General features: G+C 32.9%; 12 protein-coding genes. 10 read left to right on the top strand and 2 right to left on the bottom strand.

The window, feature by feature from the left end; genetic code table 11:
* Positions 1–187 precede the first annotated feature (187 nt).
* Positions 188–2,953 (bottom strand): tetratricopeptide repeat protein, encoded by a 2,766-nt coding sequence (locus tag AC0L5Q_RS06720; protein WP_473616154.1) that lies wholly within the window; start codon positions 2,951–2,953, stop codon positions 188–190.
* Between the two features lie 197 nt (positions 2,954–3,150).
* Positions 3,151–3,990, bottom strand: coding sequence for an exosortase-dependent surface protein XDP1 (gene xdp1 / locus AC0L5Q_RS06715; protein ID WP_473616150.1), 840 nt, complete (start codon positions 3,988–3,990; stop codon positions 3,151–3,153).
* A 364-nt stretch (positions 3,991–4,354) separates the two neighbouring features.
* Here xdp1 and recR point away from each other — a divergent pair, with 364 nt between their 5' ends.
* The 10 genes from recR (at position 4,355) to AC0L5Q_RS06665 (ending at position 17,158) form a co-directional block, all read left to right on the top strand.
* Positions 4,355–4,957 (top strand): recombination mediator RecR, encoded by a 603-nt coding sequence (gene recR, locus AC0L5Q_RS06710; protein WP_473616146.1) that lies wholly within the window; start codon positions 4,355–4,357, stop codon positions 4,955–4,957.
* A gap of 250 nt (positions 4,958–5,207) precedes the next feature.
* On the top strand, positions 5,208–7,151 hold the full coding sequence (gene htpG / locus AC0L5Q_RS06705; RefSeq protein ID WP_473616142.1) for a molecular chaperone HtpG: 1,944 nt from the start codon (positions 5,208–5,210) through the stop codon (positions 7,149–7,151).
* Positions 7,152–7,297: 146 nt separating this feature from the next.
* A complete protein-coding gene (gene adk, locus AC0L5Q_RS06700; RefSeq protein WP_473616139.1) occupies positions 7,298–7,942 on the top strand; it encodes an adenylate kinase in 645 nt (214 codons plus the stop codon).
* Positions 7,943–8,686: 744 nt separating this feature from the next.
* Positions 8,687–11,764, top strand: coding sequence for a phosphorylase b kinase regulatory subunit alpha/beta (locus tag AC0L5Q_RS06695; protein ID WP_473616137.1), 3,078 nt, complete (start codon positions 8,687–8,689; stop codon positions 11,762–11,764).
* Between the two features lie 203 nt (positions 11,765–11,967).
* Complete coding sequence (pepA, locus tag AC0L5Q_RS06690) at positions 11,968–12,741, top strand: flocculation-associated PEP-CTERM protein PepA (protein WP_473616133.1); 774 nt, start codon at positions 11,968–11,970, stop codon at positions 12,739–12,741.
* A gap of 284 nt (positions 12,742–13,025) precedes the next feature.
* The gene (locus AC0L5Q_RS06685; RefSeq protein WP_473616129.1) at positions 13,026–13,937 is read left to right on the top strand and encodes an ABC transporter ATP-binding protein; all 912 of its coding nucleotides are present in this window, start codon (positions 13,026–13,028) and stop codon (positions 13,935–13,937) included.
* Positions 13,934–15,094 carry an ABC transporter permease gene (locus tag AC0L5Q_RS06680; RefSeq protein ID WP_473616125.1) on the top strand — a complete coding sequence of 387 codons (1,161 nt, stop codon included), beginning with the start codon at positions 13,934–13,936 and terminating at the stop codon, positions 15,092–15,094. The genes AC0L5Q_RS06685 and AC0L5Q_RS06680 overlap by 4 nt, the downstream gene beginning before the upstream one ends.
* Positions 15,085–15,351 (top strand): acyl carrier protein, encoded by a 267-nt coding sequence (locus AC0L5Q_RS06675; protein ID WP_473616121.1) that lies wholly within the window; start codon positions 15,085–15,087, stop codon positions 15,349–15,351. Before AC0L5Q_RS06680 ends, AC0L5Q_RS06675 begins: the two co-directional genes overlap by 10 nt.
* Before the next feature lie 21 nt (positions 15,352–15,372).
* Complete coding sequence (locus AC0L5Q_RS06670; RefSeq protein WP_473616118.1) at positions 15,373–16,530, top strand: beta-ketoacyl synthase N-terminal-like domain-containing protein; 1,158 nt, start codon at positions 15,373–15,375, stop codon at positions 16,528–16,530.
* On the top strand, positions 16,517–17,158 hold the full coding sequence (locus AC0L5Q_RS06665) for a hypothetical protein (protein ID WP_473616114.1): 642 nt from the start codon (positions 16,517–16,519) through the stop codon (positions 17,156–17,158). The genes AC0L5Q_RS06670 and AC0L5Q_RS06665 overlap by 14 nt, the downstream gene beginning before the upstream one ends.
* Positions 17,159–17,164: the final 6 nt, after the last annotated feature.

Raw genomic sequence — 17,164 nt, 5'->3', positions numbered from 1 at the left:
TCAGGTTAAATTACACATGATGCCAATTATTGTCATATTATCATTTTAAGTGAGAACCCTAAAAACTCTTTTATTTTACTATATATTAATAATTTATATGTAGTTGTATTTATAGTTTTTTAGGTTATAGCTCTCAAAAGAAAAAGCCTAACGAGAGTTGTTAGGCTTTTATATTTTTAAGTGGATTTTAAAGGGAGTTAAGAAGCTTTTGAGCGTCTTCGCGTTCCGTAAATCTGTTTTTATTAGCTAGTGACTGTTTTAGTTCTCGCTTGGCTTCTTCAATTCTATTTAACTTAACTAAGGTATAACCAATATGATAGTTAATTGAAGGATTATTGGAATCCATTGAATAGGCTTTTCTGAGAATTGACAAGCTTTCATCAAATTTATTATTAAGACTTAAAATCCAACCATAAGTGTCAATTATTGCAGAAGAGTTGTTATTTAATTCCATAGATTTTTTTGAGTATGCCTCTGCTTTATTCAAATCAATAGTGATATATATGTTAGCTAAGTTATTTAATATAGAAGCTTTGTTTATTAAATTATCAACAGTAACTAATTTTTCGTAGTGACCTTTAGCTTCTTTAACATTCCCTTTACCTAATAAGTAATCGGCATATATGGATCGCATTAAATAATTCTCTGGATTTTTAGCTAATATATTTTTTAATGTGGCCGTAAAGCTCTGTTCTTCTACTTTATCTAAGGCTAGTTGATATAATTTTAATAACACAATATGAAAGTTATTATCTTTATCTAAAGCTTTTAAATAAAATTTATGAGCGGCAACTTTATTACCTTTTTTGAGATGGTAGTCACCTCTAAGCATTAATACATTAGGATCATATCTATTCGCTTTTTCAAGTTTTGATAAAATGGAATTAGCTTCAGAAAAATCACCTAAATCGATTTCAAGTTTCGCGAGTGAACGTTGTATAAATATATTTTTAGGTTCAATAGAAAGTGCTTTTTCTAAGCTCTTTTTAGCGCCAGATATATCATTTGCTTGTATCTGCATTTGACTCATTACAAAAATATCTCTTGGTGTAGTAACCACGCCAGAAAGTAGCTGTAATTGTTTTTTAGCATTAGTGAAATCGTTTAAGCCCAAGTAAATTTGTGCTTTCATTTTTATATATTTAGCATTTAAAAAGCTTAACTTACTTAACCTATCAACTTGTTCTAATGCTTGTTCATAATCTTTTTGCTGATAATTAAGCTCCATTAAAGTTTCTAAGGCTGGAATGTAAGTTGAGTTTTTACTTATTATTTGAGTAAGTACTTCTTTCGCTTGCTCTACATTACCCATATCTCTATCAATTTTAGCATTAAGTACTTTTAATGATAAATTATTGGGTTGAGTTTCAATTAATCGTGCAGATATTGCTTTAGCATCTTCAAATTTAGATAAAGCAGCGTTAGCGGTTGCACTATTAAATAGAGCATTAAAATTATTAGGTTGTTGTTTTAAAATTTGAGATAAAACATCTAAGGCTTCAAGCCAATTATTTTGTTGTAATAATAAACTGGCTTTAAAACTCAAATAATCAACATTAGTCGCATTGATTTTAATTAGCTCGTCGGCAATATTATGAGCTTCAGATATTTGGTTGTTAGCTGAAAACAGTAACCCTTTAGTTATTGAATATGCAGGTGAAAAATCTACAGGTTTATTTTCTTCTAATAATTGTAATGCTTTATCTAATTGATTACTTTTAGCTAGCAGGTTTGCTTTGGCTAAAATAAATTGTAAATGCTTACCATAATTTTTTTCTAATGGAGATAATATTTGTTCGGCTTTGTAAATTTTATTATCGTCAAGATAAAGCTCAAAGAGTTTTATTGAAAGTTCTAAATTATGTTTAATAAATTTATTTTTGTTTTCGAGTAACTCAAATGCTTTTGAAGCTTGACCTTGGCTTAAGTAAATATCAACCAGTAAACTGATCCCACTTAAATCTTGAGGTTGCTCTTTTACATAAAACTGCAACTCTTTTTGGGCTAACTCTAAGTTGTTTTGTAAATAAGCAGCTGTTCCAGCCACTAACGATAGTGATACATTGCTATTTCTTTTTTCATCACTAAGAAGTGATAATTTTTGGCTAATATCAATAAGTATCTGATTTGCTTCTTCCGTCTTAGAGCTATAGGCGAACAAGCGGCTTTTAAGTAGTTTTGCAAAAGGATCATCGGGGGTTTCTTTTAATATATTCTCTACTAATGCAAGGGCTTCTTTAGTCATATTAGCGTTGGCGTAAGCATTGGCCAGAGCTCTTTGAATAAAAGGGTCTTCAGGATTTACCTTATAACCTTGCTTATAAGCTTGAAGAGATTGATCATATTCAGATTTGTTATCGTGCAGCTGTCCTTTTAAATTCCACACTCGACTATCGTTTGGAAAAAGTATTTGTGCTTTAGCAATAAGATTTTCAGCATCAGAAAAGTTTCTTTGTTGTAACTCAAAAGCTGATAACGCACTAATAGTTCTCAGATCATTTGGAGCAAGGGCGTAGGCTTTTTTATAATAGATCTTAGCGTTATCGTAGTCTTTCATTGCTGAATAAGCATTACCTGATAGTAAAAATGCTGTTAGCTGACTGGCGGGAGTTAAATGTTTGTTTGAGCTTAATTTAATAACATCGTCAAAAGAGTTTGTTAACATTAAGGCGCTGGTAAGGTCGTCAATTAAAAAATTGACATCAGCTCCTCTAAATAAGGCTTCTTGTAAAACTTCTATACCTTCAAAGTACAAACCTTTTTTAAGTAATACTCTGCCCATAAGAACAATGGCAGGCAAATTATCTTCTTCGTCTTTTAAAACGTTTTTTAAGTGAACATAAGCCTCGTCTACTTCGTTTTTATTATAAGAGGTTAGTGCTTTTTCAAAATCATTAAAAGCGTAAGAATTGAGAGACAGTAATAATGTAGATGCTATAAGTAATGAACGCATATTTATCCAGCTTTAAGGTTGATAACAAAACTTGAAACATTTGTAATTATTCACTTTGTTATAGAAGTGAATTTATTAATTCAATTATTATTATATTTTATTAAGAGTTTAATAGAATTAGTGTGCTATGAATATAGCCTAGTTTTTAGATAAAAAAAAGATGGCTTAGCCATCTTTTTAATAACAAAAATAAATTATTATTTAATTTTACGTCTGTTTGCAGCAAATAAACCAATTAATGCTAAGCCAAACATTGTAATAGAAGTAGGTTCTGGTACTGATGTAGATGGCGGTGGTGGAGTACCTGGATCTTTCGAAAAAGAAACACCAGATAATTTCATACCGTCGTTACCTTCTAAGCCGCTTGTATCCGTTGAACTAAACACAGAGTTTAAGGCACTAATTATCCAATACTGAGAATATGTTCCTGTTACGTTACTTGTAGCATTTGTGAAGCTAGTAGTATAGTAACCGCCGGTATCCTGCATTTGAGAATAACCAGATGAAATTGTTTGATTACTTTTAACATTAGCCCAGCTATTACCATTAAGGTTGTTGCTACTTAAAGCCGCTACAGTTACTTGGTTATTAGATGTATTGCCAAGATTCCATGAATAAGTTGCTTCAGAAAGGTTTACAGCTACAGAAAATTCAAGTAAATATGTATCATAATCTTGGCTGCCTGCGGATAAGTTATCTGCTGAGTGAGAATAACCATCCACCCATGTTTTTTGGGTACCATTAGATTTTGATTCATCACGGTTTTCCATTGACCAACCATTACCATTTTTATCAAAATCTCTAGCACGTTCGATTTTATCATCACCAGTTAATGGGTTAGCTGATGAACCACCAGAAAAACTTGCTGTATCAGACCAACCTGAAACGTTAATAGTAACACCATCAGATACAACTGAAAATTGGTTGAAGTTATTCCCAGTGTCACTTACTGAGCCAAAATTGGTTGTACTTGCAAATGCAGATGCCGACATTAATGCCAACCCCGCCATGCTTAATTTACTTATATTTAACAACATGTTAACTCCAATATTATGTTATTTAACGTAATGTAATGCTCATAATGCCATTACATTTAAATTTTGTTTTAATTAAAGCATTAATTATGCCTAAATTAAAAATTTGTTTTTTTTCAGTTTGTTACTTTTGTTTTCTTATTATTTTTATTACTTGTTTAGTTTAACTGTAAAAAATCTAGACACTCATGGTAGTGTTTTTATTACTATTTATTAACTTGTTGTTAACGTTTTAGATTTGTTGCTTTTTCTCTCAAATAACTCTATTTATTACAAATAACTTATAAAGCTATTATATTTTAGATATTTACTTAGTGCTAGAATAATATGAATAAAATTGTTTAATAAATATAAGTGTATAAATATCATGAATTTTAGTCCTTTAGTACATGAACTTATTGATGCTTTAAAGTGCTTACCGGGCGTAGGTGCTAAGTCAGCCCAAAGAATGGCATTCTATTTGTTAGAACGAAATAGAGTTGGTGGTACTAAATTGTCTCATTCGTTGAAAAATGCCATGGAAAATGTTGGTCATTGTCAGCAATGCAGAACGTTTACAGAGCAAGATTTATGTGAGATTTGTCAAAATCCTAAACGTGAAATTGTACAGCAACTTTGTATTGTAGAATCGCCTGCCGATGTTATTGCTATTGAGCAAACGAGTGAATTTAAAGGGAAGTATTTTATTCTTATGGGGCATTTATCTCCTATTGATGGAATAGGCCCAGAAGATTTAGGGCTTGATGTACTAAGTACACTACTCACGAGCGATAACTTTAAGGAAGTTATTCTTGCGACTAACCCGACAGTAGAAGGTGAGGCAACAGCACATTATATTGCTGAATTAGCATCAAAATATAATGTGGATGTTTCACGCATTGCACATGGAGTTCCAGTTGGAGGCGAACTGGAGTATGTAGACGGAAATACTTTGTCTCATGCTTTATCTGGCCGAAAACGTTATTCATAAAATATGATTTCAAATTATATTGATTTAATTATTCGATTATTTATTTTTATTTCTTATTGAATTGATGAATATTGCAAATATGGTCAGTAGTTAGGGCTTTGTTAACTTTCTTTTATCATCAAAGGTTGAAAAGAAAAAAGACAGTCTTATATCTAATGGCAACTAACAACAATAGATGTAACTTTTATGTTATTTCGTGTTTGTTGTCCATGTATGACCCAATGAGTTTTAGTTTGAAGAGGTTTATTCAATGACTGATATAAAAAATACCGAAAATCATAGTTTTAGTGCTGATACAGCTAAAATATTGAAATTAATGATCCATTCATTATATTCGAATAAAGAAATTTTCTTACGTGAATTAGTATCTAACGCTGCAGATGCTGCTGATAAATTACGTTTTAGAGCATTATCAAATGCTGATTTATATGAAGGTGATAGCGACTTACGTGTTCGTGTAAGTGCTGATAAAGAAAATAATACCTTAACTATTTCAGATAACGGTATAGGTATGAACCATGAAGATGTCGTTACTCATTTAGGTACTATTGCTAAATCAGGAACTGCGGATTTCTTTTCTCAGTTATCAGGCGATCAAGCGTCTGATTCTCAATTGATTGGTCAATTTGGTGTTGGCTTTTATTCTGCTTTTATTGTTGCTGATAGAGTAACAGTACGTTCTCGCGCTGCTGGTGATGACGCGTCTAAAGGTGTGGAGTGGAGTAGTGAAGGCGAAGGTGAATTTACAACGGCTCAAATAGATAAAGCGAATCGTGGTACTGATATTATTCTTCATTTAAAAGAAGATGAGTCTGAATTTGCAGACGATTGGCGTTTGAAGTCGATAGTGACTAAATATTCGGATCATATTTCAGTGTCAGTTGAAATGTTAACTCCTGCTGTTGAAGCTGTAGCAGAAGAAAAAGATGATGAAGGTAATGTAACTCGACCTGCTATCGAAGCAAAAGAAGCTACATGGGAAACCGTTAATAAAGCAACAGCATTATGGACACGTGAAAAATCTGAAGTGTCTGATGATGAATATAAAGAATTCTATAAACATGTATCGCACGATTATGGTGACCCTCTACTTTGGGCACATAATAGAGTAGAAGGTAAAACCGAATACACAAGCTTATTATACGTTCCTGCTAAAGCTCCTTTTGATTTACATAATCGTGAAAAACAACACGGCTTAAAATTATATGTTCAACGTGTTTTCATTATGGATGACGCTGAACAATTTATGCCAACGTATTTACGCTTTGTTAAAGGTTTATTAGATTCTAATGATTTACCTTTAAATGTTTCTCGCGAAATTTTACAAGACAATAAAGTGACTCAAGCGATCAGAAAAGGCTGTACTAAACGTGTTTTAACTATGTTAGAGCGTTTAGGAAATAATGATAAAGAAAAATATCAAATATTCTGGAATGAATTTGGGCAAGTCTTAAAAGAAGGTCCAGCTGAAGACATGGCTCATAAAGAGCAAATTGCTAAATTACTTCGTTTTGCTTCGACAAACGAGAATACAGATGTGCAAAGTGTTTCTTTACCTGAATACATTGAGCGCATGAAAGAAGGGCAAGATAAAATTTATTATGTTGTTGCTGATAATTTCTCAGCCGCAAAAAATAGTCCTCATTTAGAAGTGTTCCGTAAAAAAGGTATTGAAGTATTATTGTTGTCTGATCGTATTGATGAATGGATGATAAGTCATTTAAATGAGTTTGATGGTAAACAGCTTCAATCAGTTACTCGTGGTGGTTTAGATTTAGGTGATATGGATGATGCTGAAACTAAAGAAGCACAAGAAAAACTTGAACAAGAGTTTGACTCGGTTGTTACACGTATAAAAGCTGCGTTAAAAGGTAAAGTAAAAGATGTTAAATTATCGCAACGCTTAACAGACTCTCCTGCTTGTATTGTTACCGATGAAAATGATATGAGTAGTCAAATGATTAAACTCATGGAATCTGTAGGGCAAAGTGTGCCAGAAACACTGCCTATATTCGAAATAAATGCAGAACATGAATTAGTTAAACATATCTCAGATGAATCTGATGATGATCAATTTAATCAATGGACTGAGGTTTTATTCGATCAAGCTATGTTAGCTGAACGTGGTAGTTTAAAAGATCCTGCATCTTTTGTGACTCGTTTAAATAAATTGATGTTAAGTTTAACTAAGTAAAAGTTTAATATACTACTTTAGTATTAAAAAGGAGTCGAATGGCTCCTTTTTTGATGATTGTGTTATATTCTTACTTGTTTGCAGCCATCTGAAAATGTATAGTGTTGCTTTTTAAATTCATCATAAATTATAAAGGGCTTTTTTAAATGCGCATTATTTTATTAGGTGCTCCAGGGGCTGGTAAAGGTACTCAAGCACAATTTTTAATGGCCAAGTTTGGCATCCCACAAATTTCTACCGGTGATATGCTTCGAGCGGCGATTAAAGCGGGTACAGAACTTGGTATTAAAGCTAAAGAAGTAATGGACGCAGGTCAGTTAGTTTCTGATGAACTTATTATCGGTTTAGTTAAAGAACGTATTACGCAAGATGACTGTAAAGCAGGATTTTTACTTGATGGTTTTCCTCGCACTATTCCACAAGCTGATGCCATGAAAGAAAACAACGTTATTGTTGATCATGTTATTGAGTTTGATGTTCCAGATAGTGTGATTGTTGAAAGAATGGCGGGTCGTCGCGTACATTCAGGTTCAGGTCGTGTATATCATTTAATATATAATCCTCCTGCCATTGAAGGGAAGGATGACGAAACAGGTGAAGACCTTTCAATTCGTCCTGATGATGAAGAAGCTACAGTTCGTAAACGTTTAGCTGTATATCATGAACAAACTAAGCCTTTAGTTGCTTATTATCAGCAAGAAGCTAAATCAGGTGCTTGTTCATATCTTACAATAGATGGAACTCAACCCGTTGAAGTGGTAAATACCATCTTATCTGAAAAGCTTTCGTAATTTTTTTATATAGTACTTTTTATATTAATGAATTGAGTGGTTTATACGTAGAAAATAATAGGGGTTGTTGATCTTTCGAGTATGATTTTTGTTCAATTTAAAAGCGCTTTAGTCACAGGTTTTACGTTCCAAACAAAACCTAAGTACCTGCATCCGTGCAGGCAAGGCAAACGTTTTGTCACATAGTCATTCTATGTAAAAAAGGTTTACAGATTATATGCTCCTGCATAATCTAAGTACCTACATCCATGTAGGCAACGAAGAATAAATCGCTTTTAAATGAACCCTTGGGCAGCGCCTGTTTGATATTTCTACATCGTTATAGTGATTTTATGTGGAACGACCACACATCAATCACTATGCCTTGTATAAAAGTCAAACAGACTGCTGAAAAAAAATACCTGAAAGGTCAACAGACCCTAAACATAAGTCATTTTAATAGTTAACTAATTGTTTTAATTATTAAATAAAATGATAAAGTGGTTAGTGATTTTAAGTAGTAGCAATGATCAGTTAATTACTAGGATTAGTATAGATATTAAAAGCTCGTTTATAACGAGCTTTTTTGATTTTAATACATTGATTTTTTGTACTAAATACCACTATTATTTCTTCATAAAGTTTTAATCTTCAACTGTAATAATATTACAAAGTCACTTATCTTTATTGGTGATTTTTTGTGTCGTTACTATTTGTTATCTTGTAACCTTTTTATTTTTCATACTTCCGTCAGTGAGCATAAATATGCAAAAAGCTTCTTTGTTACATCGTTTATATGAAGATATCAACGACATTATTATTAAACGTCAGCATCCAGTAACAGGTTTACTTCCAGCAAGTACCGCTATTACAACGCATGGAGATTATACCGATGCATGGGTAAGAGATAATGTTTACTCTATCTTAAGCGTTTGGAGCCTTAGTATGGCCTTTAAACGGGGCGGAGATAAAATTAAATGTGACGAGCTAGAGCAATCGACTATCAAATTAATGCGTGGCTTGCTTATTTCTATGATGAGGCAGGCTGATAAAGTTGAAAAATTTAAAGCCACTTTAGATCCTATGGATTGCTTACACGCAAAATATAGTACAACAACGGGTCTAACTGTTGTTGGTGATGATGAATGGGGGCACTTACAAATAGATGCAACATCAATATTTTTATTGATGATCGGACAAATGTCTGCTTCTGGTTTACGTATTATTAAAACTATTGATGAAGTCGATTTTATTCAAAACTTAGTTTATTACATCGCTTTCGCCTATAGAACTCCAGATTATGGTATTTGGGAGCGAGGCAATAAAATAAATAATGGTAAAACAGAAATTAATGCAAGTTCTGTTGGTATGGCAAAAGCAGCTTTACAAGCGTTAGATGGGTTTAACCTTTTTGGTAAAGATGCAAACCCTAGAGCTATTATTCATACCATTCCAGATGCTGTTTCTAGAGCACGTAATACGTTAGCTCACCTTTTACCACGAGAATCTATGTCAAAAGAGGTTGATAGTGCACTTTTAAGCATTATTGGTTTCCCTGCTTTTGCTGTTAGCGACAAACAAGTTATAAATAAAACGAAAAATAAAATTTTATCTGAGTTAGGGGGAGATTACGGTTGTAAACGCTTTTTGTGGGATGGTCATCAAACAGCAGTAGAAGATCATAGCCGAATTCATTATGAGCATTCAGAACTCGCTAATTTTGCAAATATTGAATCAGAGTGGCCGTTATTTTATACCTATTTATATATTCAAGCATTATTTGACAATGATGCAGATGAGGCTAAAAAGTATAGAGAAAAACTTGAAGCTGTTATGGTTGAAGCTGGGGGGAAGAAACTTTTACCAGAGCTTTATTTTGTAGAAGACGAAAATATTGAAGCGGAGAGAGCGTCTCCTGGAAGTCAGCCAAGAACACGCAATGAAAACGTGCCATTAGTTTGGGCACAAAGTCTTTATTTTACAGGATTAATGCTTGATGAAGGCGTTATTGAACAAGATGATCTCGATCCTTTGCAGTTAAGGTTTAGATCGACTAAAGATAATGAAGCACAACTTGCCCTAGTAGTATTGGCCGAAAATAACAGTGTTAAGCAGCAATTAGCTGAGAAAGGGGTTATTGCTGAAACCATCAATGAAATTAGCCCTATAAGTGTTATTACTGCTGAAGAGCTTGTTGAGTGTTATCGAAGAGTTGGAGCTAATGAGAGTTTAAATCTTACAGGACGCCCAAAACGTCGTTTACAAGGGCTAGCTACAGCACAAACATATACCTTTAATGGCAAAGCCTATTTGTCGTTATCAAGCCTTCAACATAAAGAAAATAACTATCGAATTTTTGATGCTGAATTAGCCAGTGAGCATTTAAAAGGTGAAGTGGATGATATTAGTAAGCATTGGATAAACGATGAGGCTGCCGTTTTTACCTATCTATTGACTCAGGATATGTGTGACAGCGTCAATGCAGATGTATTGTTAGATACTATTCGTTCTTTACAGTTAAGAGCAACACAAACCAATATTGGTTATGCTTCTGCAAGTTTGGCTTATAGAGCATCAAGAGTGAACCAACTGGTTGTGCCTAATATTACTATTCAAGCGTTAGATAATACGCCTGAAGTTTCAGATTCACACATTATCCCATTCGATTTTTCTTTATTTTCAGAGTCTTTGCAAAAAGAATTGCAATCGTTAAATTATTCTGACAAAACAAGTTATGAGCAATTAATGGCATGGAGTAAAGTATATCAATTAGATTCTCATTTACCCCAAAATATAGAGAGTTCGGTTCTAACGCAATATGCCAGTATTACATTTAAATCATTAGTTGAAAGTATATATAGTAGGGCTCAACATAAACAACATTGGTTGACTGCTCGTTTGTGTTTTTCTCTACTTGAACTTTCTTATAAAGATCTTGCAGATGATGTGTCACAAGTATGTGCTCGTCATATATCTATCGTTGTAGGACAAAAGGATCAAACGGTATTAAATGGTGAACATGCCTTACTAAAACCTAAAAAATTAGTGAAACTACTTGATGAAGCCTCTAGTAATTTACTGGAAAGAACCTTAATACAAGAGTTTTTGGTTATTCTGGGAAACACCATACGTATTAATACTCAATTATTTAATGGTTTACGTTCTATTAAGTTGAATAGCGTTTTAGCACTTTGTGCGGAACATTCTGAATGTACGGAAGAGTCTCTGGTTGATTTATCAAGTAAATCACCGGCTGAATTAAATATGTTAGTACAGAAAATATTGAATGCTCAACAAGAAGCGTTTAATTACGATGTTGAATACAGTTTTAGTGCTAAAACCAATAATCAAAATGTTAGTAATAAAATGCAAGCTATTGATACAGATTGGTTACAGTGGCGAACGGCTAAAGGCTTGATTACACGTATCGACGATGTGTTTTTAACAGACATTTGGCAAAGTTTATCAAATACTCAATATATTATTTTTGGTGATAATATAAACTCAGGGGAAGCTTTAGATTCCAATTTAATCAGAACTTCAATGACTCCCAGAGAAGAAAGTTTTGCGCGTACGCTAGACGTACTCATCCAACATTTGCATCCAATTTATTATAAATCAGCAATTGTTGAAGTTTTATATGCTTTTACCCAGTACTGTAAAAAATCACCAGATTGCCAATTTGAAAAAATTGTTTTAGGTGAGGTAATAGAGCAAATGGCAAAAGATTATGTAGATGATTCACAGTCTGTCAAAGGTCATAATCGAAGTTTAGATATTTTAATGGCTCAATCTCCAGAGGTTTTGCAAAAGTACGCGTGTAAAGTGTTTGAATCTCTTTAAATTGATCATATCGTTTGAATAGTGAAAATATGTGTCAGCTTATTTTACAAATGGATTTTACATTTGAATGATGGTTTGTTTAAGTTGTTGAATATAAAAGGTTAAAGTTAGTTGGCATATACTGTGCATTGTTTTGGTATATCTAACTTAAACCTGATGATAACACCATCATTAGTAAACATTTAATACAAAGGGTACTAAACATGAAAAAATTATTACTAGCTTCTTTGATCACTAGTGCTTCATTTGCTGCTTCTGCTGATGTAGTTACATTTAACGATTCATCTTTTAACGGAACTCCTGGTTCTGAAATCGTTTTTGATTTTATTGATTTTGATGCTGATTTAGCTGATGTAACACAAACTGATACAGACCTTAGTGGTGATATTACAGGTACTGAAGCTTTCTCTGAGTTCGGTTCTACTGATATCGTAAACTTTAAACTTGGTGGTACACTTTTAGGTGTTGATGCTGCATATGAAGTATTTTACAACTATGCATTTTCAGGAACAGTAACAAACAATGGAACGGGTACATTAGATATCACATTCAATGCTGGTGCTTCTGGTTTATATGTTGATACAACGAATGTTGGTAACGGCATGTTTGACGGCGGAACAGAAATCGCTTCATTTGGTTTAAATACTGGCGGTTGTTCTATTAATATAACCCCAGGTGCATTACAAAACAAAGGTTTTTGTGGTATTGATTTAAGCCTTAACTTTGCTGCAGGTTACTTCTTTAACGCTAATGGTGATGATTTATCAACAACTTCAGGTGCTAAATCAGCTACTTTAATCGTAACTGTACAAGATATACTTGGTTTAAGCCCTACTTACCCAGCAATAGGTGGTACTCAAAACTTTCAAATTTCACATGACGGTAACATGACGTTAAGTGTACCAGAGCCAGCTTCAGTAGCTATCTTAGGTTTAGGTTTATTAGGTTTTGCTGGCGCACGTCGTCGTAAAGCATAATTAATCAACTTATAAGTTAATAAAAAGCCGAACAAAAAGTTCGGCTTTTTTGTGTTTAAAATTTAAGAATTCTTTTCTGTTGTTCCTTAACCCTATTTTCCTATTATGAATAACCATAAACTATAAGATTATAAATTTAATTAAGAAAAGCCATTCAATATTTATTAATTCAGTATAATTACGTATAGTGTGCTAAAAAATAAGGATATGTTAAAAATAAAGCTCAATATCTATTTAATTAAATAAATATTATCTATAAGGTTTATTTTTATTATAAATCACACATGCCAAATGCTATTTATGTAAAGCACCTAAGTTTTAAATATAAAAACAACAGCTTTTATTCATTATCAGATATTTCTTTAACCATTAAAGCAAATAAATGTACGGGTATTATTGGGCCTAATGGTGCAGGTAAATCGACTTTTATTTCTGCGTTATGTGGTTTGCTACCTTCATTTGAGGGGCAGGTATTTTATGATGAAAACCAGATACAACCTTTAATTGAATCGGTTAAAGAAAAAGTCGCTTTAGTGCCGCAGGAATATGCCTTCTATCCACAATTATCGGTTAAGCAAAATCTTTATTATTTTCTATCTCTTTGTGTACAATCAAAAAAAACAAAAAAAGATAAACATGCGTTTATTAATGAAATTCTTGAGCAATGCGTACTCACCCATGTAAGTCATATTAAAGTGAGTAAACTTTCAGGTGGGTATAAACGTCGTTTAAATATCGCGATAGCCTTGGTTAAACAACCCAAAGTTTTATTTTTAGATGAGCCAACGGTTGGTATAGACCCTGAATCGAGGGCTATTATTATTACTTTACTTGAGCAATTTAAAGCGGAAGGTAAAACCTTATTGTTTACTTCCCATATGCTTGATGAAGTTGAAAAAGTTTGTGACGATATCATTATACTTAAAGATGGAAAAGCATCGCTTATTGAGCAAACACAACAAAAGAATTTATTACTATCAGTAGAGTTTGAGCACGAACCTTCAAGTACTAACTATCTCAGCGGTTATCAAAAAATTGCAGCGTGTAAATATCAGTTACTTCTTACTTCCCCAGAAGAACTCAATAGTCATTTATTGCAGTTAAGCCAATTAAAAGCATCGATAAAAAATATTCATTATTCAGCTAATTCTGTTGAGCATATGTATAAGCAAGGGACCACGGGCAATAAATTATGATTTTAAGTAGCCTAAATAAAGAAGCTCGCATTATTTTGAGTGATATACACAGTATTGGTGTTTTACTCATATTGCCTATCGCTTTCATGTTAATTATGACATTTGCAATGAGTGAGCAAGGCACTGATGTAATAAATAAAACTTCAGTGAGCTTTATCTCTGAAAATACCGATCCTATATCATTAGCTTATAAAAGTTATATAAAGCAGCAAGGTTTTACACTTGTTGAAAATGAGGGCTTAGCGGATATTTCTATAAAACTACCGAGTTCCTTTAATAACCAAATATTATCAGGCTTAGCTAAGGGAGCTATTGTTGTTAATATTCAAGCGAATATGACTCCTCAAAAAAAAGCAGCGGTTATAAGGCTTATTCAAACTGCATTGTCTAAACTAAGACTTCATGCTTTTATGCTTGAAAGTGGCGACTTAGATGAAGATCTCTCTTTAACTGAACAAATTAAAGAAATAGAAAACAGTACCGAAGTTGCTTCTTATTTTACTGTAGTAACACAGAATAAACAGACGTTTACACCTATTTTATATAGTGTACCTTCATGGATTGTTTTTGGGCTTTATTTTATTGTTTTACCTGTTTCAATTACCGTAATAAACGAAAAGCAAAATGGCACGCTAATTAGATTAAAAACATTTCCTATATCTACGAGCCAATATTTTATGAGTAAATTCAGTGCTTTTTACTTATTAAGTATACTGCAGCTTATTTTATTAACTTTAGTTGGTGTATTTGTTGTACCTGTTGTGACAGAGCAGCCGGATATATTTATAAGCCATTGGGGCGTTTATATCATAGGGAGTTTATTTATTATATTAGCGGCTAATGCTTTAGCGTTTTTTATTGCTTCTTTAGTCAATAGCTATGAGCAAGCCATTGTTTTTGGCGGAGGAATAAATATATTATTAGCGGCTATTAGTGGCTTTATGGTGCCTATTGATATTTTACCAGAGGTAATGGCTAAAATAGCAACTTACTCACCTTTATATTGGTCTGCTGAAATTATTCGAAATTTATTTTCAGGCAAAGAATTTGTCGATATTTTACCGTATTTACTTAAGTTACTTATATTTAGTTTATTCGTTTTATCAATGGCTTTTTATTTATTCATCAACAAAATCAGGAAATTAATGTGGAACTAGAAGAGTTAAAACAAAAACTAAAAAAAATGATTGTTGAAGAATGTGAAAAAGAAGACGATATTGCTTGGAATGATATTTTAGATGATGAAATGTTATTTGGTAGTGACTCTCGAGTAGGTTTAGACTCTTTAGATGCATTACAACTGTCTTTGGTATTAAAGAAAACCTTTGCGATAAAAGTTGAAGGTTCTAAAGAAAGCCGAAAGCATTTAACAACAATTAATAGTATTGCCAATTTAATTGCTGAAAATAGCTAATATGATTAAAAGAACATATGCATGAATAAAGTTTTTGTTGTTGCTTCTGCTTCTATTAGTGCGATAGGAGAACAGAAAAATTGTCAGTATGTTGTTGATAATACTGAAAATATGTTAGCGGTTGAAATTCCGGCTGAAAACAAAAGTGCGCTCTATTTTCCAATAAATAAAAACAGGCTACACAAAACATTTGATGAGATGATCTCGTTGTTATCTTCTCAAATAGAGGTCGTTATTCAACAAGCGAATTTAACCTCTGAAGAACTCGCTCAAACTGTCTTATTCTTAGGATCTACATCTCTTGATATAGCGTGCGTAGAGCCAGATGAAAATAAATCGATTTGGTTATCCCAAACTGACAGGTTAAGCCAAAAACTAGCGTCGTTATTTGGTTTACATACAATACATTACACTTTTAATACGGCTTGTACTTCGAGTGCGAATGCTGTGCTGTACGCTACTCAATTTATAAAACACAACAAAATTAAACATGCGCTTGTTATTGGTTGCGAGTTTTTCAATCAACTCTCTATTAATGGATTTGATTCATTAGATTTATTTAGTAACTCAGGTGTTAGGCCTTTTTCAAATACACGAGATGGGCTTTTATTAGGTGAGGGCGTTGGTGTATTGATGTTATCAAGTATGCCCAAGTCATCAACTATTTTTGAGGTGTTAGGTGGTTATTCATCATGTGACGATTTTAGCTTAACTATTACAGATGAAAATGGTGACCATATTGTTGAAGTAGTAGAAAAAGCACTCGCTAATGGGAATATTAATAAATCAGATATCGATCTCATTAAAATACATGGAACCGCTTCACAAATGAGTGATTTAGCTGAATGTAATGCTATTACTCGTTTGTTCAAGCCGCTTGATAACGCACCTGAGATACTTGGATTTAAATCCTTTTTAGGTCATACATTAGGGGCTTGTGGTGTTTTAGAATTAGCCTTGCTTGAGCATCTTTTTCAACAAGAAATTCTTCCTGAATGTACATATCAAAAACAAGAGAAAAATGATCTTTTGCATTCTTTTATTTCATCTGTTGAAAAAATGATGTTATCAGAACATATTTTACTTAATCATTTTGGCTTTGGTGGGAATAACGCTGCTGTCATTTTAAAAAATATAAAACTCACCAGCAACAAGAGGTTAATTCGTGATGAACTCTGATCCGTGCTTGGCTCTTATTGCTTATGAGAAGGTGAGTGTATCTAACGAACTTTCTGATAAAGATATACGGTCTTTAGTGAAAAATGAAACTGATTTACCTGTAAGACGATTAGATACGTTTACTTTGTTGTCGTTATTAGCTGTCTATCGTTTATTCAATAACTCTTCAGAGCTATATAAAAAATCATCCAAGCCATTATCTTTATATAGTGCCGCAGAATATTTAAGTGTAGAGCTTTTTCAATCGGTTATTACGAGTATGAAGAATAATGAATCTATAAGGCCTTTTGATTTTATTGCTACTGTGGGTAATGCGGCAAACTTTTATATTGCCAAAGAGTTTAATATAAAAGGCCCCAATGTTTTTATAGGTGCTAGTGAGCAACCTTTTATGAAAAGCTGTGCATTAGCTGAAATGGACTTTTTAGAAGGTCATAGCTCGCAAGGCATTGTTATTGTATGGTCAATCACTGAAAGTTCACGTCAGTGTTATGCTTTTATTATTGAAAAATGTGAAACGGGTATTATAGGTAAAATTGACAATGAGGAGGATTATTTAAACATTGATGAATTGATTAAAAAAAATCTAAGTATTCCTATTCCTGCTCACATTCAGCGTTTGTTTTAGTTATTA

This window comes from Pseudocolwellia sp. G5-9 (assembly GCF_055808995.1).
This window is presented reverse-complemented; position numbering and strand designations above follow the sequence as displayed.

Excerpts from the sequence above, each read along its gene's own strand:
- AC0L5Q_RS06720 (WP_473616154.1), bottom strand. The coding sequence starts at position 2,953 with ATGCGTTCATTACTTATAGCATCTACATTATTACTGTCTCTCAATTCT.
- xdp1 (WP_473616150.1), bottom strand. The coding sequence starts at position 3,990 with ATGTTGTTAAATATAAGTAAATTAAGCATGGCGGGGTTGGCATTAATG.
- recR (WP_473616146.1), top strand. The coding sequence starts at position 4,355 with ATGAATTTTAGTCCTTTAGTACATGAACTTATTGATGCTTTAAAGTGC.
- htpG (WP_473616142.1), top strand. The coding sequence starts at position 5,208 with ATGACTGATATAAAAAATACCGAAAATCATAGTTTTAGTGCTGATACA.
- adk (WP_473616139.1), top strand. The coding sequence starts at position 7,298 with ATGCGCATTATTTTATTAGGTGCTCCAGGGGCTGGTAAAGGTACTCAA.
- AC0L5Q_RS06695 (WP_473616137.1), top strand. The coding sequence starts at position 8,687 with ATGCAAAAAGCTTCTTTGTTACATCGTTTATATGAAGATATCAACGAC.
- pepA (WP_473616133.1), top strand. The coding sequence starts at position 11,968 with ATGAAAAAATTATTACTAGCTTCTTTGATCACTAGTGCTTCATTTGCT.
- AC0L5Q_RS06685 (WP_473616129.1), top strand. The coding sequence starts at position 13,026 with ATGCCAAATGCTATTTATGTAAAGCACCTAAGTTTTAAATATAAAAAC.
- AC0L5Q_RS06680 (WP_473616125.1), top strand. The coding sequence starts at position 13,934 with ATGATTTTAAGTAGCCTAAATAAAGAAGCTCGCATTATTTTGAGTGAT.
- AC0L5Q_RS06670 (WP_473616118.1), top strand. The coding sequence starts at position 15,373 with ATGAATAAAGTTTTTGTTGTTGCTTCTGCTTCTATTAGTGCGATAGGA.